Here is a 21341-nt window from a genome sequence, read left to right as displayed (position 1 = left end):
TCACGCTCCATCATGTCCGGCTCGGCGGCGGCTGTTGCACCGGCGGGAAGCGGACCGTAACCGGCGCTCGCTACAAGTTGACCATGGCCACCGACACCCTCACCACCGTCCGGATCCCCGGCCGCTTCAACGGGCCGCCGGCGTCTGCCAACGGCGGCTACGCGTGCGGCTACGTCGCCGCGCTGGTCGACGGGCCCGCTGCCGCGGTGCGGCTCCACGCGCCGCCGCCGGTCGACGTCGACCTTCCCGCGGACGTCGCGGAGGACGGCACGGTGACCGTGCGCAGCCCCGACGGCACGACGGTCGCGACCGCCCGGCCGGCGGAGCCGCTCGACGGGCTCGAGCCGCCGGTCCGTCCGTCGGTCGCCGAGGCGCGCGCGGCGATGCGCGAGCACCTGTGGCTGGGCGAGCGGCACATGCTCTCCGACTGCTTCGTCTGCGGCCCGTACCGCCACGACGGGCTCGGCCTGCACTTCGGCCCGCTCGCGTCGGCGCCCGACGTCAACGGCGCCGTGCTGATCGGCGACGCGACGCTGCCGCACGGCGACGGCGTGCTCGATCCGGTCAACGTCTGGGGCGCGCTGGACTGCCCGAGCTACGTCCCGCGCCTCGCCCGCATGGAGTCGCTGGCGCTGCTCGGCTCGCTCCACGCGGAGATCCTCGCGCCGATCGAGCTGGGCCAAACGGTCGTCGCGGTCGGCTGGCACGAGTCCTCGGAGGGGCGCAAGCACCGCACGGCCTCGGCGCTCCTGACGCCCGACGGCGACGTCCTCGCGCGGGCGCGCGCGATCTGGGTCACGCTTCCGGGCTGAGGACGTCGATGCCGTGCTCGGCGCACGCGCGCGCGAGCTCCGTGTCGTAGGTGAGGACCGCGTGGACGGCGTCGTTGTCGCGGAGGCGGAGGATCGTGGCGAGGTGGAGGGCGTCGAGCGCGCGGACGTACGGCGGCACGACGGTCTCCGCCTCCCGCAGCGTCTCGTAGGTGAGCGGCACGAGCCCGACGCGCGCGAGAAGCGCCTCGGCGATCCTGAGGCTGTCGCCCCCGCGACGCGTCGCCAGGCGGATCAGCTCGACGCGGAGCAGCTCGCTCGACGTCAGCACCTCGAACATGTCGAGCACGTCGAGCACGGGACGCCGCGCCGGGTCGTCCGTCACGATCCGCCCGAGCGCGGACGTGTCCAGGTAGAGGCAGGGATCGTCAGTCGTGGTGCTCACCGCGGACCCACTCCATGAGCTCGTCGGCCTCGCCCGGCCGGCCGTCGGGCCGCGCGAGCAGCTCGTCGCGGATGTCCGAGAACCTGCCCGTCGGCGGGCGCACGCCGAGCGCCGCGACCAGACGCGCGTAGGGGTCGACGGAGTCGCCGTGCGGGGTGAGGCGCGCGACGACGCGGCCGTGCTCGGTGACGTCCAGGCTCTCGCCCGCTTTGACGCGGGTGAGGTACTTGCTGAGGTTCTGCCGCAGCTCGCGGACGCCGACCGTCTGAGCCATGTGCGTCGGAACGTAGCACATTCCGTCCGCGGCCCACCGTAGGCTGCCCGAGGCATGCTCCACCTGCATCGAGCCGAACGTGCGGACCGCCTCGTCGAGGCCCTCAGCGGGCTGCTCGCGGCCGCGCCGGCGGACCCGTTCGCGGAGGACGTCGTGGCGGTGCCGACGCGCGGGATGGAGCGGTGGCTGACGCAGCGGATGTCCGCCCGCCTGGGGGCGACGGCCGGGCGCGCGGACGGCATCTGCGCGAACGTCGCGTTCCCCTCGCCGCGACGGCTGGTCCTCGGCGCGGTGGCGGCCGCGACCGGCATCGACCCTGACGCGGACCCGTGGCTGCCCGAGCGCGCGGTGTGGCCGCTGCTCGAGGTCGTCGAGGCCAACCTCGGCGAGCCGTGGCTGGCGACGCTCGCGACGCACCTGGGCGCGGCGGAGGAGCCCGACATCGGGCGAGACGACGCGCGGTCGACGGTGGGCGAGAGCGTCCGGCGGGCGCGGCGGTTCGGCACCGTGCGCCACGTCGCCGACCTCTACGACCGCTACGCGCTGCACCGGCCGGAGATGGTGCTGGGGTGGGCCGCGGGCGGCGCCGACACCGACGCGGCGTGGCAGGCGGCGCTGTGGCGGCGGCTGCGGGGGCGGATCGGGACGCCGAGCCCGGCGGAGCGGAGTGCCGCGGCGTGCGCAGCGCTGCGCGAGCGGCCCGAGCTGGTCGACCTCCCCGAGCGCGTCGCGCTGTTCGGCCTCACGCGGCTCCCGCGCGCGCAGCTCGACGTGCTGGCGGCGCTCGCTGCGCACCGCGACGTCCACCTCTTCCTCCTGCACCCGTCCCCGGCGCTGTGGGGGCAGGTGGCCGCGACGGCCGACGCCGGCGTGCGCGTGATCCGCCGGCGCGACGACCCGACGGCGGCGTTCGCGCGCAACCGCCTGCTCGCGACGTGGGGCCACGACGCACGGGAGTTGCAGCTCGTGCTGGCCGGCGCGCCGGACGTGCGGGTCGCCGATCACCACCATCCCGGCACCGAGGCGGCCGCGTCGACGCTCCTCGAGCGGGTGCAGGCCGCGGTCCGCGCCGACGAGCCGCCGCCCGTGGAGCGGCCGGTCCTCGATCCTGCCGACCGCTCGATCCAGATCCACGCCTGCCACGGCCGCGCGCGGCAGGTCGAGGTGCTGCGCGACGCGATCCTGCACCTGCTGGAGGAGGACCCGACGCTCGAGCCGCGCGACGTCATCGTCATGTGCCCGGACATCGAGACGTTCGCGCCGCTGATCCACGCGACGTTCGGCGCCGGGCAGGTCGCCGACGAGGACGACGACGCGGCGCCCGACGCGCCGCAGGCCGCCACGCCCGACCTCCGCGTCCGGCTGGCGGACCGCTCGCTCCGCCAGACGAACCCGGTGCTCGGCGTCGTCGCGCAGCTCGTCGACCTGGCCGAGCGCCGCCTGACCGCCTCCGAGGTGCTCGACCTCGCCGATCGCGAGCCCGTCCGCCGCCGGTTCCACCTCGACGACGACGACCTCGCCCGGATGGAGGACTGGGTCGCGACGTCGGGCATCCGCTGGGGCCTGGACGCGCAGCACCGCAAGCCGTTCAAGCTCGACGCGCTCGCCGCGGGGACGTGGCGCGCCGGGCTCGACCGCGTGCTGGCGGGCGTGACGATGACCGAGGACGACCGGCGCCTGTTCGCGGACGCCGTCCTCCCGCACGACGACGTCGACAGCGGCGCCATCGACCTCGCGGGACGGTTCGCGGAGCTGGTCGACCGGCTGCGCGAGGTGCTCGACACCCTCCGCAGGCCGCAGCCGATCGCGCAGTGGGCCGCGGCGCTGGCGACGGCCGCCGACGCGCTCACCGCGACCGCGAGCCGCGACGGGTGGCAGCGGGCCGAGCTGCAGCGCATCCTCGACGACGTGGTGCGCGAGGCGGACGAGGCGCCGACGACGCTCGCGCTCGCCGAGATCCGCGCGCTGCTCGCCCACCGGCTCCAGGGGCGTCCGACGCGCGCGAACTTCCGCACCGGACACCTGACGATCTGCACGTTGATGCCGATGCGATCGGTCCCGCACCGCGTCGTCTGCCTGCTCGGGCTCGACGACGCGGTGTTCCCCCGCAAGGCGCCGCGCGACGGCGACGACCTGATCCTCGACGACCCGCACGTCGGCGACCGCGACGCGCGCAGCGAGGATCGCCAGCTGCTGCTCGACGCGCTGATGGCGGCCGAGGACCGCCTGCTCGTCACGTACACCGGCAACGACGAGCGGACGAACGCCGAGCGCCCGCCGGCCGTGCCGATCGGCGAGCTGCTCGACGTGATCGACCGGACAGTGCGCGTGCCGGAGGAGCCGGAGGGCGCGCGTGTCCGTGCGCCGCGCGAGCACGTCGTCACGCGCCACCCGCTCCAGCCGTTCGACCCGCGCAACTTCGTCGCCGGCGAGCTGGCCCCCGCCCGCCCGTGGTCGTTCGACCGCGTGACGCTCGACGGCGCCCGCGCGCTGGTGGGGCCGCGCGGGCCCAAGCGCGCGTTCCTCGCCGGCCGGCTGGCGCCGCGCGAGGGCGGCCTGGTCGAGATCGAGGAGCTCGTGCGCTTCGCCGAACGGCCGGTGCGCGCGTTCCTCCGGCAGCGGCTCGGCATCTCGCTCGGCGACCTCGAGGACGAGATCGAGGACGCGCTGCCGATCGAGCTCGACGCGCTGGAGCTGTGGGGCGTCGGGGACCGGTTGCTCAAGGCGCGGCTGGACGGCACCGGCGCGGACGTCGCGGTGCGGGCCGAGATCGCGCGCGGCACGCTCCCGCCCGGCGCGCTCGCGCAGCCGGTCCTGGACCGCGTGACGCCGATCGTCGACCAGATCGCCGGTGCGGCGGACGTGGTGCTCGGCCACGGGGACGAGCCGACGTCGGTGGACGTCAAGCTGCGCCTCGCCGACGGCCGTTCGCTCTCCGGCACCGTCCCGGGCGTCTGCGGCTCGGTGCTGCGGTTCGTGACGTACTCGCGCGTGAGCCCGCGCCACCGGCTCGCGGCCTACGTGCGCTGGCTCGCGCTCACGGCCGCCGATCCGGCTCAGTCCTACCAGGCGGTCGTGCTCGGCCGCGCACGCCGCGACGCGGATCGCGGGACGGACGTGACGATCGCGCGGCTCGGTGTCCTCCACGCGGACCCGGACGAGCGGCGGCGGATGGCGCTCGACCAGCTCGAGTCGATCGTCGACGTGTACGACCGCGGGATGCGCGAGCCGCTCCCGCTGCCGTGCCTGGCGGCGGCCGCGTACGCGCACGCCGCGCTCAACGCGACCGGCGACCCGATGGTCGCGGGCAAGGCGGAGTGGGAGTCGGGCTGGCAGTACCCGCGCGAGGACAAGGAGCCCGAGCACGAGCTGGTCTTCGGCGGCGTCCGCTCCTTCGCCTGGCTGCTGGAGCAGGAGCCGTCCGCCGACGAGTGCGGGCCTGGGTGGGATGAGCGGGACACGACGCGCTTCGGCCGCTACGCGCTGAAGCTGTGGGGCGGCCTGCTGCGCTGCGAGGAGCTGATCGACCGGTGAGCGACCTCCTGACCGACAGCGTCGCGTTCAGCGTCACGGGCCCGCTTCCCCGGGGCGGCGTCACCGTGCTGGAGGCGAGCGCGGGCACCGGCAAGACGTTCACGATCGCCGCGCTCGCCGCGCGGTACGTGGCGGAGGGCATCCCGCTCGACCGCATCCTGCTGGTGACGTTCACGCGCATGGCGACCGGGGAGCTGCGCGAGCGCGTCCGCGAGCGGCTCGTGTCCGCCGAGGCGGGGCTGGAGCGCGTGCTCGGCGGCGAGGCGCCGGACGCGGGCGACGCGGTGGTCGCGCTGCTGGCCGAGGGCACCGCGGCGGAGGTCGCTGAGCGCCGCGGGCGGCTGGCCCGCGCGCTCGCGGACTTCGACGCCGCCACGATCGCGACCACCCACGGCTTCTGCCAGGAGGTGCTCGGCGGGCTCGGCGTCCAGGGTGACGCGGAGCCCGACACGCAGCTCGTCGAGGAGTGCGACGACCTCATCGAGGAGGTCGTCGACGACCTCTACGTGCGCCGCTTCCACCGCGGCGGCGCGCTCGACGTCTCCCGCGACGAGGCGCTCGCGATCGCGCGCGCGGCGATCGCCAACCCGACCGCGCCGCTGGAGCCGCGCGACGCGCCGGAGCACACGATCGCCGCGATGCGCGTGCGGCTCGCGAAGGCCGCGCGCGACGAGCTGGAGCGGCGCAAGCGGCGCGCCGGGATCATGACCTACGACGACCTCCTCACCCGGCTCGACGACACGCTCAGCCGCGCCGGGTCGGGGGAGGTCGCCGCGCACCGGCTGCGCGAGCGCTACGCGGTCGTCCTGGTCGACGAGTTCCAGGACACCGACCCGGTGCAGTGGGACATCATGCGCCGCGCGTTCGGCGGCGGGGACGTGACGCTCGTCCTCATCGGCGACCCCAAGCAGGCGATCTACGCGTTCCGCGGCGCGGACGTCTACGCGTACCTCGAGGCGGCGCGGGCGGCCGACGCGCGTGCGACGCTCGACCAGAACTGGCGCACCGACCAGGGCCTGCTCGACGCGTACGACGCGATGTTCGGCGGCGCGCGGCTCGGGCACGAGGGCATCGTCTACCGGCGGGTCGTCGCGGCCGAGGCGAACCACGCCCCGCGGCTGCTCGGCGCGCCCGACCCCGCCCCGCTGCGGATGCGCGTCGTGCACCGCGACGAGCGCACGATCACCCGCACGCGGGCGGGCTACGCGAGCAACGCGTCGGTCCGCGAGCACATCGCCAAGGACCTCGCCGCCGACCTGGTCCGGCTCCTGGAGTCCGGCGCGCGGATCGAGCGGCGCGGCTCGGCGGGGGCGGTGCTCGGCCACGAGCCGGTCCGGCCCGGGCACGTCGCCGTGCTCGTCCGCACGCACCGCAACGCGGCGCTGATCCGCGACGCGCTCGAGGCGGCGGGCATTCCGGCAGTGATCAACGGCGCGGGCTCGGTGTTCGGGACCGAGCCTGCCCGCGACTGGCTGCGGCTGCTGGAGGCGATCGAGCGCCCGAGCGCGACCACGCGCGCGCGGGCCGCCGCGCTCACGCCGTTCCTCGGCTGGACGACGGAGCAGGTCGCCGCGGCCGACGACGACGCGTGGGAGGAGCTCCACCGCCGCCTGCACCAGTGGGCCCGTGTGCTGCGCGAGCGCGGGGTCGCGTCGCTCACCGAGACGATCACGCTCGCCGAAGGACTGCCGGGCCGGGTGCTCGGCACGGTCGAGGGCGAGCGGCGGCTGACCGACCTGCGCCACGTGGGGCAGCTGCTGCACGCGGCGGCGACGACCGAGCACCTCGGCACGGCGGCCCTGACGTCGTGGCTGCGGGCGCGGATCGCGGCGGCGCAGTCGGAGACGAGCGACGAGGAGCGCTCGCGGCGGCTGGACTCCGACCAGGAGGCCGTCCAGGTGCTGACGATCCACCGGTCGAAGGGGCTCGAGTTCCCGATCGTCTACTTCCCGTACCTGTGGGAGCCGGGCTACATCCCGCGCGGGCCGCAGCCGGTGTTCTTCCACGACCCCGACGGCGGCGACCGGCGCACCGTCGACGTCGGGCTCGACGGGCCCGATTTCCCCCGCCACCAGCTCCAGCACCAGGTCGAGCAGCGCGGCGAGGATCTCAGGCTGGCGTACGTCGCCCTGACACGCGCACAGCACCAGGCGATCGTGTGGTGGGCGGGGTCGTGGGACTCGCGCGACTCGCCGCTCGGGCGGCTGCTGTTCGCGCGCGACGAGGACGGAAGCGTGCGGCCCTCCGGCTCCCAGACGCCGGCCGACGACGCGGCGACCGCGCGGCTGGAGGCGCTGGCGGAGGAGGTGCCGGGGTGCATCAGCGTGGCGCCGTCGACGCTCGGCCGGCATGCGGTGTGGTCGGGCTCGCCGCTCCCGCACGCGCAGCTGGAGGCCGCGACGTTCGACCGCGCGCTCGACCGCGGCTGGCGGCGCACGTCGTACTCGGACATCACCGCGGCGGCGCACGAGGTGCGGGTCGGCAGCGAGCCCGAGGAGGAGCTGCTGGCCGACGAGCCGTCGGCGGCTGCCGCGGGCGTCCCGGCCGCGACGGCGGAGGTCCCCGCCGAGGAGGCCGCGCTGCGGGCCGTGCCGTCGCTGCTGGCGGGGATGCCGTTCGGGCCGCAGGTCGGCACGTTCGTGCACGGCGTCCTGGAGGCGGCGGACTTCGCGGCGCCCGACCTCGACGCCGAGCTGGCCGCCCAGGTCGAGCTCGTGCGCGCGCGGCGGGCGGTCGACATCGGCGACGCCGACGCGACGATCGCGGGGCTGCGTGCGGCTCTGGAGACGCCGCTCGGGCCGCTTGTCGATGGTGCGCGGCTGTGCGACGTCGCGCGGGCGGATCGCCTCGACGAGCTGACGTTCGAGCTGCCGCTGGCGGGCGGCGAGTCGCCGCTCGGGACGGTCACGCCGGCCGTGCTCGCGGCGACCCTGCGCGCGCACCTGCCCGCCGGCGACCCGCTCGCGTCGTACGCCGACCGGCTCGAGGACCCGGCGCTGCGCGCGGAGGTCCACGGCTACCTGACGGGGTCGATCGACCTCGTGCTGCGGCGTGGCGGGCGGTTCCTGGTCGTCGACTACAAGACGAACTGGCTCGGCGCGCCGGGGGAGGAGCTGACCGCGTGGCACCACCGGCCGGCCGCGCTCGAGGCCGAGATGGAGCGTGCGCACTACGCGCTGCAGGCGCTGCTCTACGTCACCGCGCTGCACCGGTTCCTGCGCTGGCGGCTGGCCGGCTACGACCCCGACGTCCACCTCGGCGGGGTGCTCTACCTGTTCCTGCGCGGGATGGTCGGCGCGGACACGCCGCGCGTGGACGGTGTGCCGTGCGGCGTCTTCTCGTGGCGGCCGCCGGGTGCGCTCGTCGTGGCGCTGAGCGACGCGCTCGACGCGAGCGGAGGCGCCGCGTGAGCGCGCTGGCCGACGACCTCCACGACGTCCGCCGCGCGCACCACGCGCCCGGGCTCCTGCGCCCGTTCAACGACGCGGGCGTGCTCGCGGCGGCCGACGTCCACGTCGCCGTGCGGCTGACGGAGCTCGCGGCGGTCGAGGATCCGGACGGCTTCGTCGCGCTCGGGGTCGCCTTCGCCGTGCGCGCGCCGCGGCTCGGCCACGTCTGCGTCGACCTGCGCACGATCCACGAGCGCGCGACGACGGGCGAGGAGGAGAGCGAGGTCGACCTGACCGGTCTCCCGTGGCCCGACCCCGACGCCTGGCTTGCCGCCCTGCGCCGCAGCCCGCTCGTCGCCGACGGCGAGGACGACCCCGCCACCGCCCGCCCGCTCCGCCTCCTCGCCGCGGGCGGCGGCCCCGCGCTCCTCTACCTCGACCGGTACTGGCGGGAAGAGCGGGAGGTCGCGCGCGACCTGGTCGCCCTCGGCGCGAGCGGGCACGGCGACCCCGACGAGCTGCTCGCGCGCGGGCCGTCCGCGCCCGGCGGGACGCTCGACCTCGACCGCTTCGCCGACGGCCTCCAGCGGCTGTTCCCCGGCCAGACCGACAGCCGGCAGACGCTGGCGGCGGCGTCGGCGGTGCTGCGGCGGTTCGCGGTGATCGCGGGCGGGCCGGGCACCGGCAAGACCTGGACGGTCGCGCGGGTGCTCGCGCTGCTGATGGAGCAGGCCGCGGGGGCCGGCGCGCCGCCGCCGCTCGTCGCGCTCGCGGCCCCGACCGGCAAGGCGGCCGCGCGGCTCGAGGAGGTCGTGCACCAGGAGGCGCGCGAGCTGGGCGAGGGCGGGGCGATCGACGGCGCGACCCGCGAGCACCTGCTCGGGCTCAGCGCCTCGACGCTCCACCGGCTGCTCGGGTGGCGGCCCGACAGCCACAGCCGCTTCCGCCACGCACGCGGCAACCGGCTCCCGCACGACGTCGTCATCGTCGATGAGACGTCGATGGTGTCGCTGTCGCTGATGGCGCGGCTGGTCGAGGCCGTGCGGCCGGAGGCGCGGCTCGTGCTCGTGGGCGATCCCGGCCAGCTCACGTCGATCGAGGCGGGGGCGGTGCTCGGGGACATCGTCGGGCCGGCGACCGAGCAGCCCTACATGAGCGAGCCGGCGCGCGCGGTGCTCGGCGCGGCGACGTCGTCGCTCGTCCTCGCGGCCGACCCGCCGCCGGGCGCACGGGTGGCCGACGGCATCGTCGTGCTCGACCGCGTGCACCGGCACGGCGTCGAGATCGCGCGCGTGGCCGAGGCGATCCGGCGCGGCGACGCCGACGGCGCGGTGGAGGCGCTGCGCGCGCCGACGAAGGAGATCACGTGGATCGAGGTCGACGCCGGCGACCCCGACGTCGCCGGCAGCGCGGCGCTCGCGCCGGTCCGGGCAGCGGCGGTCGAGGCGGCGCGCGCGGTGACGCGGCACGCGCGGTCGCGCCGCGAGGACGCGCCGAAGAAGGCGCTCGACGCGCTCACCCGCTTCCGCCTGCTGTGCGCGCATCGCGAGGGGCCGCACGGCGTCGCGTCGTGGATGGCGCGGGTCGAGCGCTGGCTCGCGGACGAGCTCGACGGGTTCGGTGCGGGCGGCGCCTGGTACCCGGGCCGGCCGCTGCTCGTCACCGAGAACGACTACGGGCTGCGCCTCTACAACGGCGACACGGGCGTGGTCGTCGCCGGCACGGGCGGGCGCGTCACGGCGGCGTTCGAGCGGCGCGGCCAGGTCGTCACGTTCCGGCCGGCACGGCTCGGGCCGGTCGACACCGTCTACGCGATGACCGTCCACAAGTCGCAGGGCTCGCAGTTCCACACCGCCGCCGTGCTGCTGCCGGACCCCTCGTCGCAGATCCTCACGCGCGAGCTGCTCTACACCGCGGTCACCCGCGTGCGCGAGCGGCTCGTCCTCGTCGGCACCGAGGCGACCGTTCGCGCGGCGGTCGAGAGGCCGGTCGCGCGGGCGTCGGGACTGCGGGCGCGGCTTTGGGGCGCCGTTCCTTCTCAACAGGGGGACTGACGGAGAGTCACCGCGGCGACGATGCTGTCCACATGGCGATCGACCTTCCCCCGCACCACGACGAGCTCCGGGTGCATGTCGTGCCGGCGCGGGAGGAGGTCGTCGTCGCTCCGGTCGGCGAGATCGACCTTCACACGGCCGGTCTCGTCGAACTGGAGGTGGCCGAGCTGCGGGCGGCCGGGTTCGAGCGCGTCGTGGTCGACCTCTCGCGCGTCGGGTTCATCGATTCGTCCGGGCTGCGGATGCTGCTCAACCTGCGCAACGCCGCACGCCGCGACGGCCACCGCCTCGCGATCGTGCCCGGGCCGCGGACGGTGCAGCGCGTGTTCGAGCTGACCGCGACCGACGCGCTGTTCGACTGGCGTCCCACGCGCTGAACGCGCGGCGGCACGGGCGGCGCGGCGGTGCCGCGGCCCGCTAAGGCTCGACGCGGCCGATCGCGCTCCACCGCCGCCACGGCGCGCGGGCGTGGAGCGGCTTGAGGAACCGCTGGGCACCGACACGCAGCACGCGCTCCAGCTCCTGCTCGCGCGCGCCGCCGTCGAGGTGCGCGCGGATCTGGGCGAACCGCCACCGCGCGCCCGGGTCGACGTCGTCGAGGTCGGTGGCGAGCGGCAGGCCCTCGACCGGCGTCTCGCGCAGCTCGTCGGCGATCATCCGGTAGCCGCTCCACATCAGCGCGAACGACTCCATCTGGTTGAACGCGTCGAGGTCCGTGCGCAGCAGCGCCAGCCGCTCCTGGATGCGGGCCGGCAGCGGCGACGTCTCGGTCGGCGGCGCCGTCCCGGGCAGCGGCGTGGGGAGGCCGTCGGCGTCGAAGCCCGGCTCGGGCGGCGGCGTGCCGGTGGCCGTCGTCGGCGCGGCGAGCAGCCCGCGCCGCAGGTGCACCACGTCGAGCGCCCGCAGCGCGCTGGTCGCGCGCCGCACGGCCAGCTCGCGGAACTGCGACTGCCGCACGCGCGCGCCCTGGATCGACGAGGAGCGCTTGGGCACCGCGAGCAGCGCCGCCTTCGGGCGCGCCTGGGTGACCATCTGGCCGCTCGCGTCGCTGACGAGCACCGCGGTGCACTCCTGCTCGGCGAGGCTCGCGACGCCCTGGTTGTCGTGCACGCCGCCGTCGACCAGCCGCACCGTGTGGTCGGCGTACAGCCCGTCCACCACCAGCGGCTCGAAGATGCCCGGCACGCACGCCGACGCGGCGACCGCGTGGCCGAGGGGCATCCGCCGCTCCGCCCGCGACGGGTCGTAGTCGACCGGCGCGAGCCACGTCCCGCCGTCGACCTCGCGCAGGTCCGACGGCGCGGGCTCGCCCATCCGCCGCGCGGTGAACTGCCAGTTGCGGCCGGTGTTGAGCGACGTCGCGTTCAGGACGAGGATCGGGACCTTGTGCGCGCGCGGCCAGTTGTCGCGCCGCGGCGAGAACGTCGCGGCTCCGTCCGGATGGCCGTGCGGCGTGACGAGCAGCTCGTCCATGAACGCCGGGACGCGCGGGCCGGTCTGCGCGTAGAGGTACCGTGCGTACAGCTCGCCGGCGCGCAGCGTGCGGGTGTAGCCGCGGCTGACGAGCGCGCGGGCCGTCGCGACCGGGTTCGCCAGCACCCGCATGCGGATGTTCTTCGCGACGCCGGCGAGCAGCTCGCTCTCCAGCTCCCGCACGAGCTGCACGTAGCTGTCGCGCGACAGGTCCTCCTCCGGATGCTCCTCGAGCAGGCGCTTGAGCTTGAGGTAGTAGTGCGCGCCGACGATCGAGCCGCCCGACACGCACGAGAGCACCTGCACGTGGCGGAGCACGTCGAGCTCGGCGAGCCGGGCGAGGACGCCGACGTGGAAGAACGACGCGCGGAAGCCGCCGCCGGAGAGCGCGAGCCCGAGCCGCCCGGCGTACGCCGCGCCGATCGCCGCCTCGTCCTCGGTGCCGAGCAGCGCGCCGACGACGTCCTCCGGCGCGACCTCCGAGCCCCCGGCCGCCGCCTCGGACTCCACGCGGGCGAGCGCGCTGAGCTGCAGCGCGCTCGTCCGCCGCAGCCACGCCGGAGCGCCCGCAGCCACCGCCTCCTCCACCACCCGCTTGGCCGTCGCGTGGTCGCCGCGGCCGAAGTACGCCTGGGCGAGCGTCGCGACCCGCCACCACCGCGCGCCGCTGTCGCCGTCCCCGTCGCCAGGTGGGATCCGCTCCAGCCGCTCGATCAGCTCCGCGCGGATCGCGTCCGCTCGGTCGCTCAGCGCCCGGCACTGCGCGCGCAGCGTGGGGGAGCGGGGCGCCTCGCGCGCGTTGAGGTCCGCGAGCACGTCGAGCAGCAGCGCGGCGCCCGCGCCGCACTCGCCGTCGAGGTCGGGATCAGGGCTGGCGTGGCCGAGCTCGTACAGCTCGATCGCGCGCAGCAGCTCGACGGACTGCCCGGTCAGCTCCCACCCGCGCTTGTGGATCGCGCCGCCCAGCGCGAGCGCGTCGCGGCCGCTGTCGCCGTCGAGCGGGCCGGCCTCCTGGAGGATCGTGAGCGCCCGGTCGAGCGCGCGCCGCGTCGGCAGCTCGGCGTCCTTGTAGGTCGCGGCAGCGAGGAGGACCCGCGCGCGGCGCGTGAAGGCGGGGTCGAGCGCGCCGGCGCGCAGGCCGACGAGGACCCGCCGCGCCTCGCGGAAGCGGTCGCTCCGGACCAGCGCCTCGGCCTGGGCGAGCGCGGCGGCGGCGTCGGTCGGCGGTGGAGGGGCGATGCTCACGCTGGCGCAACGCTAACCGAGCGCGGACCCGCCGGTCCACCCCGCTCGATTGCGCAGCCCAGGTACGCCGGCGATCGCGCCCGATCAGGCCACCGGCGTCGCCTGCGCCAGCTCCACCGCCGCCGCGGCGCCCGCGCGCCAGGGCTCGCCGTGGCCGGTCAGCACCGTCTCCGCCCCGGTCGCCGCCAGCGCCGCCAGCGTGCGGCGGTTGCGGTCCACGTCCGCCGTCGCGGCGCGCGCGACCATCCGCGGGCCGGTGCGCGCCGTGTACGGGTCGAGCATCACGAACGCGTCGCCCGCGAACAGCACCCCGCGGTCCTCCAGCCACAGCGCGCAGTGGCCCTGCGTGTGGCCGGGGCAGGGCACCACGCGCGGACGTCCCGGCACGTCCAGCACGCCCTCCTCGTACCGGCGGACCTCCCGCACCGCCGGCGGGAAGAACGCACGGCTGCGGGCGAGCGCGAGGACGATCGGCAGCGCGCGCGGCTGCGTCGCCAGGTACGCGGAGCGCGGCCGCTCGTGGTCGTAGCGCCATGGGTGCATCGTCAGCGCCGCGTCGCTCTCGTGCACCCACACGGGCACGCCCAGCTCCTGCCGCGCGCGTTCCGCGAACCCGACGTGGTCGAAGTGCGCGTGCGTCAGCACCACCGCGTCGACGTCCGAGGCGGACCGGCCCAGCGCGGCCAGCGCCGCACCCAGCGACGCCCACGACGTCGGCACCCCCGCGTCCACGATCGTCAGCCGGCCGCCGTCCTCGACGAGGTACCAGTTCGTGAACGCGTCCTCGATCCGGTGGACGCCATGTGCGACGTTGGAGTGGAGCATGCAGAGGGCTACCCGGCCTGCGGTGGACTACCGATACGGTCGGGTAGGGAACGCCGAGGGGCGCGAGGGCACGGGCGCCGATCCTGATCGTGAGCCCACCGAAGGAGCAAGCGAACCGATGACCGACAACGATCCCACCACCACCACCCTCGACGTCGAGCAGCTCCCCGAGTTCATCGAGGAGGACGAGGCCGTCGACGAGGCCAAGCACGCCAAGCCGGGCGGCCCGCTCCGGTTCGCGCGGATGGCCGGCTCCTCGATCGCCGGCCGCGACGCCGCGCCGTGGGTCACCGACTTCCTCAACGCCGCGTACTACCGGCGCGCGGTCCCCGAGCGCGACGTGGACGACCTGCGGCTCGCGTTCTCGATCCTCACCACCTACTGGTACCGGAAGGCGCCCGACCGCCGGCTCCACCTGACCGACCTGCCCGCGTTCCACAAGGCGTTCGGCAGCGAGCGCTTCGCGACCGACCGCTCGGCCCGCGGCACGCTCAGCCGCGAGCAGCTCCTCGAGGGCGCGTCCCAGCTGCTCGGCGACTGGTTCCCGTCCGCGTACGCGGACGACGCCCGCCGCGGTTGGGGCATCGCGTTCGCGACGCCGGAGGACAAGGCCGCCTACGACCACGCCAAGCGGATGAAGCTCGCCAGGCTCGGCAAGCTCACGCCCGAGCAGGCGCCGCTCGACGAGCAGACCTGGCACACGTACCCGCCGGTTGCGATGCCCTCGGCCGAGGCCGTCATCGCCGCGCTGACCAAGCCCGAGACCTGGCCGGACTACGCGTCGGAGATCGGCCGCTTCACGCCGCTGCGGCCGGGCGGCCTGCCGGACCAGACGTTCGAGATCGAGGTCGCCGCCGGCACCGAGTCCGGGCGCCCGATCTTCACCCGCGGCTACGTGACGATCACCAAGCTCGTCACGCCCGACGACCCCGAGGCGCTCGCCGCGTGGTTCGCGGCGCTCGAGGACGGCATGGCCAAGTACGGCGAGGAGGAGCCGCGGGTCGTGCCGGAGGGCGCGACGCCGCTGGTGGGGTTCGACCTCACCACGCACCAGGGCCACTTCATGGGCGCCAGCCACAACCGGCTCGTCCTCTACACCGATGCCGACGGAAAGGCGTGGGTGCGGGCCGCGGGCACGTGGGACCCGATGCCGTGGCACATCGACAAGGCCTACAAGGCGGCCGGCCGCGACGCGCAGCACGCGTTCTGGGGCCAGGGCGAGGTCGAGCGGCTGAGCATGCTGCACCAGCTCGCCAAGCGGATCGCCGCGTGAGCCGCCGCGCCGTCGTCATCGGGAGCGGGCCGAACGGGCTCGCCGCGGGCATCCGGCTCGCCGAGAGCGGCTGGGCCGTGACGGTGCTGGAGGCCGCGCCGGTGTACGGCGGCGCTGTGCAGTCGGCGGAGCTGACGCTGCCGGGCTTCACGCACGACGTGTTCAGCGCCGTGTACCCGGCCGGCGCGGCGTCGCCGGTGTTCGGCCGGATGCCGCTGGCCGAGCACGGGCTGCAGTGGTCGCAGCCCGACGTCGCGTACGCGCACCCGCTCCCAGGCGGGCGCAGCGCCGGGCTCTACCCGTCGGTCGAGGAGACGGCGCGGTCGCTGGACCGCGCCGGCCAGCCCGGCGACGGCGAGCGGTGGCGGGCGTTCGCGCAGCCGTTCCTCGACGAGTTCGAGGCCATCCGCCACGTGATGCTCGGGCCGTTCCCGCCGATCGGGACCGGCCTGAAGCTGCTCGCGGCGCTCGGCCCGCTCAAGACGCTCGACTTCGCGCGCCTGGTGCCGGGCAGCGCGGTCGCGCTCGGGACGCGGCTGTTCCGCGGGGGCGACGCGCGGGCGTGGCTGTACTCGTCGGCGGGCCACGGCGACGCGGCGCCCGGCGACCCCGGCAGCGGCATCGCGGTGGCGTACCTGAACCTGCTCGGCCATGCGGTCGGCTGGCCGTCGCCGGTCGGCGGCGCGGGCAAGCTCGCCGACGCGCTCGTCGGCTACCTGCGGTCGCTCGGCGGCGAGGTGCGCTGCAACGCGCGCGTGACCGGTGTGACGACGTCCGGCAAGGGCGTCGTCGGCGTGACGCTCGCGGACGGCGACAAGGTCGGCGCCGACGTCGTGGTCGCCGACGTGATGCCGCACGCGCTGGCGCAGCTCGCCGACGACGCGCTCCCGGCGACGTACCGCTCGCTCCTGCTCCGCTACCGCTACGGCCCCGCGACGATCAAGGTCGACTGGGCGCTCGACGGGCCGATCCCGTGGCAGACCGAGGAGCTGCGCCGGGCCGGCACGGTCCACGTCGGCGGCGACGAGCACGAGCTGCTCGACACGATCGGGACCTCGCACTTCGACCTGCCGTCGCGCCCGTTCATGCTGCTCGGCCAGCAGACGGTCGCGGATCCCACGCGCGCGCCCGAGGGCAAGCACACGGCCTGGGCGTACACGCACGGCCCGCGGCTCGGCATCGACTACACGGCCACGCAGCAGGCCCACGTCGAGCGGATGGAGGCGCACATCGAGTCGTACGCGCCGGGCTTCCGCGAGCGGATCGTCGGGCGCCACGTGATGGGCCCGGCCGACCTGCAGGCGCGCAACGCGTCGCTCGTCGGCGGCGACGTCGGCGGGGGAACGTACGCGCTGCGCCAGGTCGTGTTCCGCCCGATGCCCAAGATCTCGCCGTACCGGACGCCGGTCCGCGGCCTCTACCTCGGGAGCGCGGCCGCGTTCCCGGGCGGTGCGGTGCACGGGGTACCCGGGGACGCGGCAGCGCGCGCGGCGCTGAAGGACTGCGGTTAGACGACGAGCTGCTTCGCGGACAGGGCCGGCGCGCCCTGCCCGCGATCGCGGTCGACGAGACCGCGCCGCGCCCGTCGGTGTACTAGCGTGCCAGGCCGATGTTGAGGGTCGTGCTGTGCGACGACGCGGTCGGGTTCCCGGATCTCGTCGCGGGGTGGCTGCAGGGAGACGCCGGCCTGGAGCTCGTGGCGACGACCGGCAGCGCGACGGAGCTGCTGGAGACGCTGCCAGGGCAGGACGGCGTGGACGTGGTGCTGCTCGACCTGATGCTCCCGGAGGGCACCACCTCGCCCGACCTCGTGGCGCGGGTGCGGGAGCTCGCCCCGGGCGCGCGGGTCGTCCTCGTCTCGAGCCTGCCGGTCGACCTGCTCCAGGGCGAGGTGCTCCGCACGGGCGCGGACGCCGCCGGGCCGAAGGCGACGACCGCCGAGCAGCTCCGCGCCGTCATCCGCGGGGAGGCGTAGGGCGCCGGGCGATCGGGGAGTGCCCCCGCATGGCCTCCCTGCTTCCTCCGAACCTCCCCGCGAGCCAGGCCGGCCGCGCCGCGCAGGACCTGGGCGTCGCGTTCCTGCTCGGCGGCAACCTCTTCGCGCGCTTCGCGCTGCACCCGGCGGTGACCGGGATCGCGGACGAGCGCGAGCGCGGCAAGCTCGTCAACGCCGCGTGGCGCCGGTACGGCGCGGTCAACTCGCTGTCGCTCGCCGCGATCGTCGGCGGGTGGGTCGGCGCACGCCTCGACGAGGCGCAGAACGGCAAGCTCTCCCTGCGCGAGCGTCAGCTCGCCCGCGCGAAGGACGTGCTCGTCGCGGCCGTCACGGTGACGGGCCTGGCCTCGGCCGCCGAGGGCGTGCGGTTCTCGCGCCTGGCGCCCGACGGCGCGGTGCCGCTGCGCGACGGCGACCACGCGTCGAACGTGGCGACGCCGGAGCAACGGGCGTCCAAGCGGCGTGTCCAGCGGCTCGGGACGGCGTCGCTGCTCGCCCAGACCGGGCTGGTCGCGGTGAACGCGGCGCTCGCGCAGCAGAACTTCCGCCGCCCGCCGGCGCGGCGCCTGATCCCGCACGTCGGCCGCGTCTGACAACCTTGCCGGCCGCAGATGGCCGGCCGCGAGACCCCAGCGACGAAGGCCGCCCGCGCCGCGGGCGTGCCGTTCACCGTGCACGAGTACGCGCACGACCCGAAGGCCGAGTCGTACGCGGGCGAGGCCGCGGACGCGCTCGGGCTGGAGCTGGAGCGCGTGTTCAAGACGCTGGTCGTCGACGTCGCGGGCGAGCTCGTCGTGTGCGTCGTGCCGGCCTCTGCGCGGCTCGACCTGAAGGCGGTGGGCAAGCGCGCGGCGATGGCCGACCCGGGACGCGCGCAGAAGGTCACCGGCTACGTGACGGGCGGGATCTCGCCGCTCGGCCAGCGCAAGCGGCTGCGGACGCTGGTGGACGCGAGCGCGCCGGCGCTGGAGACGGTGTACGTGAGCGCCGGGCGGCGCGGGCTGGAGATCGAGCTGGCGCCCGCCGACCTCGTCGCGCTGACCGGCGCCGACGTCCGGCCGCTGCAGGGCTGATGGGGCTCCGCCGCGCCGCCTCGCACGCGGTCGCGCGCCGCCTCTCGCCCGAGCGCACGCGCCGCGCGTCGTGGTTCGAGCGGCGCACCGTCGGCCGGCTCTCGTGGGACCGGCTGACGCGGCTCAACACGACGCTCGAGCTGGCGGGCAGGGCCGCGACGTTCATCTGGTGCGCGGTGATCGCGGCGGCGGTGATCGGCTTCGACTGGCGCGACGCGGTGGAGGACACGGTCAACTCCGGCAAGCCGATCGAGGCCGCCGCGGCGGTGGCGATCCTCGTCTCCGTCGTCGTCCTCGTCGCCGTCCGCTCGCTGCTCGGCTTCCTGCGCTGGCGGGTGCAGCGCGAGCTGTGGCGGCGGGACGTCGACCGGCTGCGGGAGGTGGCGCGCTGAGGCCGCCTCAGCCGGACGCCGCCGTCCAGCGCAGGCCGCCGGTCGCGCAGCGGGACTCGTCGGGGAACGTGACGCGGGCCGAGAACCGGCCCGACGCGGTCCGCGCCCCGATGCGGCCGCGCAGCGTGTAGGCGAAGACGTTCTCGCCGCCCGCCTCGGACGGGAAGGCATGGGTGAACGCGGCGCCGAAGCGACCGCCGCGGATGGGGAAGCGGGTGAACGCCTCGGGGTAGTCGACGTAGCCCCCCGGGCGGCACCGGGCGTGCCAGCCGACGGCGACGCGAGCGACGCGCGTGCGGTCGGGCGAGAGGCGCAGCACGAGCGGCTCGTTCTGGCCGGTGCTGCCGCCGTAGACGATGCCGGGCTCGCTGCGGAGCGTGAACCGGACGGCGCCGGTGCGGCAGCGGTCGAGCAGCGGGTCGGCGGGCGCCGCCTCGTCGCCGGGGCGCGTGCGGGCGGTGAGCGTGACCGCGCCGTGGAGCGTCCCGCGCGCGACCGGCCCGTCGAGCCGGCCCTCGAGCCGCATCGTCACCACGGCGTCGCCCTCCGGCAGGCGTAGGTGCTCCTCGTACGTACCGGCGAAGGCGGCGGCCTCGTTGCGCTCCATCCGCAGCCGGCGCAGCGGGGCGGCCGGGCCGGTGGCGGCCATCCGGTGGTGGAACGCGTAGAGCGAGCCGGACTCGCAGCTGCCCGTCCACGACGCGACGGCGCCGAGGATGCGGCCGGTCGGGTCGGTGGTGAGGACGAGCGGGTCGTGCACGCCGTGCAGCGCGCCGCCGTAGACCGCCGCGCTCGCGGGCGTCGTCGCGGCCAGCGCGAGCGTGGCGGCGGCGGCGAGCGTGGCCATGGCGATGGCGCGGCTGCCGTGCGGCGGCGGGCGCGGGGTGGCGCGGCGGCGGTGCACAGGCCGATGCTCCTCCTTTGGCGCAGCGCCGGTGCCGGTCGCGGGCGAACCTGGCGCGGCTAGAGGGTCGCGCCCTTCGCCTGGTTGCAGGGCGCGCAGAGGATCTGGAGGTTCTCGGCGGTGTTCGCGCCGCCGAGCGCGAGCGGGATGACGTGGTCGTACTGGAGGTCGAACGCCGAGCCGCACTCGACGCAGCGCCCGCCGTCGCGCTCGAACACCGCGGCGCGCACCTCGCGGGGGATCGTGTCGCGCCGCGGGCGGGGCGGGAGGTCGTCCGTCGCGACCACCGCGCGCGCCCGCTCAAGCTGCCGCGCACGGCGCCGCTCCCGCTCGTAGGCGAGCGCGAAGACGTCCTCCGGCTCGAGGTCCTCGTCCTCCCACCAGAACCTCCCGCGGGCCCACCAGTACCGCCGCTCGTCGGCCTCCAGCACGCAGACCGCCTCGCGCTCCTGCCGCGCCTCACCGGCGGCGAGCTGCGCGGGCCGCAGCCCGCGCTCCGCGCGGTACCTGCCCGCCTCGAACACGTACCGCTTCCACACCCACGCGCCCTGCGCGACGAACCCGGCGTTCTTCGCCTCTCTCAGCACGCGCGCGATGCTGGCAGCGCGCGCCGACGGCATGCACGCGACGTTTCACTCGCAGCCGACGCCGTTGCCGTCCCGGTCGAGGTCGTGCGGGTCATCGCCCACGACGTAGACCTCGCCCGTGTAGTCGGGGCCGTCGCCGCTCCCGCCCTCGCAGTCGTAGTCGGGCGAGTACGGGTCGAGGCACGCGCCCTCGTAGTTCGGGTCGCAGTCGTCGGTGGGCGCAGGCTCGGGCTCCGGCTCCTCCTCGCACCCGACGCCTACGCCGGCCCCGGTGACGTCGTGCGTGGCGCAGTAAGCCGCGGCCTGCTCACGGTCGTAGGCGTCGATCGCCGCCATGGGGAACCGGATCTCCGCCCCGTCGCCGGCCGTGCACACGACGGTGTCGCCGGCGGCGCAGTCGAGGTCGTACGTGCTCCCGCTCGCCCGGCTGTACGCGCTGACGACGTCGTCTCCTCGGTCGGTCGCGCGCCAGAACGCGTAGAAGACGTTCTGCGCGAACGCGCACGTGGTCGAGCCGCGGCGGGCGCGGATGTTCGCGTCGCACCGCTTGAACGGCGACGCGGCGCGTGGGGTGGTCGCGGCGCGCGACGTGGAGGTCACGACCGTCTCCGTCACGGTCACGGTCCGGGCGGGCGCGGCGGCTCGGTCGGGCGTGGTCGTGCCGCAGCCGATCAGGGCGACCGCGGCGAGGAGCGGAAGGTTTCGTGCGCCGTGCATGGCCGTTGACCCCAAACCCTCGCCGGGTGGACGTCCGACGCGCCATCCGACAACCGTCCACGCGGCTGAGCACGATCTCTGGCCTGAACGGCGCGGGCGTCTTCGTCCAGAGCTCGCCCGCCGACCGGGCCGCGGGCCACCGCGTGGTCGGCGACAGGCGCGAAGCGCTGAGCCGGGCAAGGTGGTCCTCGGGAGCGGCGCCCGCGACCTAGCCGTGTCGGGGCGATGGCCGCGCGCGGCCGCCGCCGCGTTCGCGCTCGGCTACCGGCACTGGGCGTTCCTGGCTCAGCCGGCGACGCTTCCCGAGCGGATGATCGGCGCGGATCCCGACGCGTTCTGGATCGCCGCCGCGCGGATGGGGCTGATGGCGGGCGATCCGCGGTTCTCGCC

General features: G+C 75.9%; 18 protein-coding genes. 11 read left to right on the top strand and 7 right to left on the bottom strand.

Features of this window, described 5'->3' with window-relative positions; translation table 11 throughout:
* Nucleotides 1-83: 83 nt before the first annotated feature.
* Nucleotides 84-812 (top strand): hotdog fold domain-containing protein, encoded by a 729-nt coding sequence (locus AC1UE5_RS04010; RefSeq protein WP_482920788.1) that lies wholly within the window; start codon nt 84-86, stop codon nt 810-812.
* On the opposite strand, the gene AC1UE5_RS04005 is transcribed toward AC1UE5_RS04010, so the two are convergent.
* A complete protein-coding gene (locus AC1UE5_RS04005; protein WP_482920787.1) occupies nt 796-1215 on the bottom strand; it encodes a PIN domain-containing protein in 420 nt (139 codons plus the stop codon). The two genes, AC1UE5_RS04010 and AC1UE5_RS04005, sit on opposite strands and share 17 nt — an antisense overlap.
* Entirely contained in the window at nt 1199-1489 is a 291-nt protein-coding gene (locus AC1UE5_RS04000; protein WP_482920786.1) for a type II toxin-antitoxin system Phd/YefM family antitoxin, read from the bottom strand. Before AC1UE5_RS04000 ends, AC1UE5_RS04005 begins: the two co-directional genes overlap by 17 nt.
* Before the next feature lie 54 nt (nt 1490-1543).
* Between AC1UE5_RS04000 and recC the strand changes: the two genes are divergently transcribed.
* Genes recC through AC1UE5_RS03980 form a run of 4 tightly spaced genes read left to right on the top strand, consistent with a single transcriptional unit; the run spans nt 1544 to nt 10843 of the window.
* Nucleotides 1544-5023 (top strand): exodeoxyribonuclease V subunit gamma, encoded by a 3480-nt coding sequence (recC, locus tag AC1UE5_RS03995; protein WP_482920785.1) that lies wholly within the window; start codon nt 1544-1546, stop codon nt 5021-5023.
* Complete coding sequence (locus AC1UE5_RS03990) at nt 5020-8433, top strand: UvrD-helicase domain-containing protein (RefSeq protein WP_482920784.1); 3414 nt, start codon at nt 5020-5022, stop codon at nt 8431-8433. Before recC ends, AC1UE5_RS03990 begins: the two co-directional genes overlap by 4 nt.
* Nucleotides 8430-10466 (top strand): exodeoxyribonuclease V subunit alpha, encoded by a 2037-nt coding sequence (gene recD, locus AC1UE5_RS03985; protein ID WP_482920783.1) that lies wholly within the window; start codon nt 8430-8432, stop codon nt 10464-10466. Before AC1UE5_RS03990 ends, recD begins: the two co-directional genes overlap by 4 nt.
* Before the next feature lie 32 nt (nt 10467-10498).
* Nucleotides 10499-10843, top strand: a complete 345-nt coding sequence (locus tag AC1UE5_RS03980) for an STAS domain-containing protein (protein WP_482920782.1) — start codon at nt 10499-10501, stop codon at nt 10841-10843.
* A 40-nt stretch (nt 10844-10883) separates the two neighbouring features.
* Here the strand turns inward: AC1UE5_RS03980 and AC1UE5_RS03975 are convergent, their stop codons facing one another.
* Both AC1UE5_RS03975 and AC1UE5_RS03970 read right to left on the bottom strand, forming a co-directional pair.
* Nucleotides 10884-13184, bottom strand: a complete 2301-nt coding sequence (locus AC1UE5_RS03975) for a patatin-like phospholipase family protein (protein WP_482920781.1) — start codon at nt 13182-13184, stop codon at nt 10884-10886.
* 84 nt (nt 13185-13268) lie between these two features.
* Nucleotides 13269-14009 (bottom strand): MBL fold metallo-hydrolase, encoded by a 741-nt coding sequence (locus AC1UE5_RS03970; RefSeq protein ID WP_482920780.1) that lies wholly within the window; start codon nt 14007-14009, stop codon nt 13269-13271.
* 118 nt (nt 14010-14127) lie between these two features.
* Here AC1UE5_RS03970 and AC1UE5_RS03965 point away from each other — a divergent pair, with 118 nt between their 5' ends.
* From AC1UE5_RS03965 to AC1UE5_RS03940, 6 genes are all read left to right on the top strand, one after another.
* Nucleotides 14128-15282 (top strand): hypothetical protein, encoded by a 1155-nt coding sequence (locus tag AC1UE5_RS03965; protein WP_482920779.1) that lies wholly within the window; start codon nt 14128-14130, stop codon nt 15280-15282.
* Entirely contained in the window at nt 15279-16793 is a 1515-nt protein-coding gene (locus AC1UE5_RS03960; RefSeq protein WP_482920778.1) for a phytoene desaturase family protein, read from the top strand. Before AC1UE5_RS03965 ends, AC1UE5_RS03960 begins: the two co-directional genes overlap by 4 nt.
* A gap of 98 nt (nt 16794-16891) precedes the next feature.
* On the top strand, nt 16892-17257 hold the full coding sequence (locus AC1UE5_RS03955) for a response regulator (RefSeq protein WP_482920777.1): 366 nt from the start codon (nt 16892-16894) through the stop codon (nt 17255-17257).
* Between the two features lie 29 nt (nt 17258-17286).
* Nucleotides 17287-17871 carry a hypothetical protein gene (locus AC1UE5_RS03950; RefSeq protein WP_482920776.1) on the top strand — a complete coding sequence of 195 codons (585 nt, stop codon included), beginning with the start codon at nt 17287-17289 and terminating at the stop codon, nt 17869-17871.
* A gap of 18 nt (nt 17872-17889) precedes the next feature.
* Nucleotides 17890-18351 carry a Cys-tRNA(Pro) deacylase gene (gene ybaK, locus AC1UE5_RS03945; protein WP_482920775.1) on the top strand — a complete coding sequence of 154 codons (462 nt, stop codon included), beginning with the start codon at nt 17890-17892 and terminating at the stop codon, nt 18349-18351.
* Nucleotides 18351-18743, top strand: coding sequence for a hypothetical protein (locus tag AC1UE5_RS03940; RefSeq protein WP_482920774.1), 393 nt, complete (start codon nt 18351-18353; stop codon nt 18741-18743). Before ybaK ends, AC1UE5_RS03940 begins: the two co-directional genes overlap by 1 nt.
* A gap of 7 nt (nt 18744-18750) precedes the next feature.
* On the opposite strand, the gene AC1UE5_RS03935 is transcribed toward AC1UE5_RS03940, so the two are convergent.
* Genes AC1UE5_RS03935 through AC1UE5_RS03925 form a run of 3 tightly spaced genes read right to left on the bottom strand, consistent with a single transcriptional unit; the run spans nt 18751 to nt 20951 of the window.
* On the bottom strand, nt 18751-19647 hold the full coding sequence (locus tag AC1UE5_RS03935) for a hypothetical protein (RefSeq protein WP_482920773.1): 897 nt from the start codon (nt 19645-19647) through the stop codon (nt 18751-18753).
* A 59-nt stretch (nt 19648-19706) separates the two neighbouring features.
* The gene (locus AC1UE5_RS03930) at nt 19707-20234 is read right to left on the bottom strand and encodes an HNH endonuclease (RefSeq protein ID WP_482920772.1); all 528 of its coding nucleotides are present in this window, start codon (nt 20232-20234) and stop codon (nt 19707-19709) included.
* Between the two features lie 45 nt (nt 20235-20279).
* Nucleotides 20280-20951 carry a hypothetical protein gene (locus AC1UE5_RS03925; RefSeq protein WP_482920771.1) on the bottom strand — a complete coding sequence of 224 codons (672 nt, stop codon included), beginning with the start codon at nt 20949-20951 and terminating at the stop codon, nt 20280-20282.
* Between the last annotated feature and the right edge of the window lie 390 nt (nt 20952-21341).

The organism is Parviterribacter multiflagellatus (assembly GCF_056863265.1).
The sequence above is the reverse complement of the archived record's forward strand: the minus strand, read 5'-3'. Positions and strand labels throughout refer to the sequence as shown.

Excerpts from the sequence above, each read along its gene's own strand:
- AC1UE5_RS04010 (WP_482920788.1), top strand. The coding sequence starts at position 84 with ATGGCCACCGACACCCTCACCACCGTCCGGATCCCCGGCCGCTTCAAC.
- AC1UE5_RS04000 (WP_482920786.1), bottom strand. The coding sequence starts at position 1,489 with ATGGCTCAGACGGTCGGCGTCCGCGAGCTGCGGCAGAACCTCAGCAAG.
- recC (WP_482920785.1), top strand. The coding sequence starts at position 1,544 with ATGCTCCACCTGCATCGAGCCGAACGTGCGGACCGCCTCGTCGAGGCC.
- AC1UE5_RS03980 (WP_482920782.1), top strand. The coding sequence starts at position 10,499 with ATGGCGATCGACCTTCCCCCGCACCACGACGAGCTCCGGGTGCATGTC.
- AC1UE5_RS03970 (WP_482920780.1), bottom strand. The coding sequence starts at position 14,009 with ATGCTCCACTCCAACGTCGCACATGGCGTCCACCGGATCGAGGACGCG.
- AC1UE5_RS03965 (WP_482920779.1), top strand. The coding sequence starts at position 14,128 with ATGACCGACAACGATCCCACCACCACCACCCTCGACGTCGAGCAGCTC.
- AC1UE5_RS03955 (WP_482920777.1), top strand. The coding sequence starts at position 16,892 with ATGTTGAGGGTCGTGCTGTGCGACGACGCGGTCGGGTTCCCGGATCTC.
- AC1UE5_RS03950 (WP_482920776.1), top strand. The coding sequence starts at position 17,287 with ATGGCCTCCCTGCTTCCTCCGAACCTCCCCGCGAGCCAGGCCGGCCGC.
- ybaK (WP_482920775.1), top strand. The coding sequence starts at position 17,890 with ATGGCCGGCCGCGAGACCCCAGCGACGAAGGCCGCCCGCGCCGCGGGC.
- AC1UE5_RS03940 (WP_482920774.1), top strand. The coding sequence starts at position 18,351 with ATGGGGCTCCGCCGCGCCGCCTCGCACGCGGTCGCGCGCCGCCTCTCG.
- AC1UE5_RS03925 (WP_482920771.1), bottom strand. The coding sequence starts at position 20,951 with ATGCACGGCGCACGAAACCTTCCGCTCCTCGCCGCGGTCGCCCTGATC.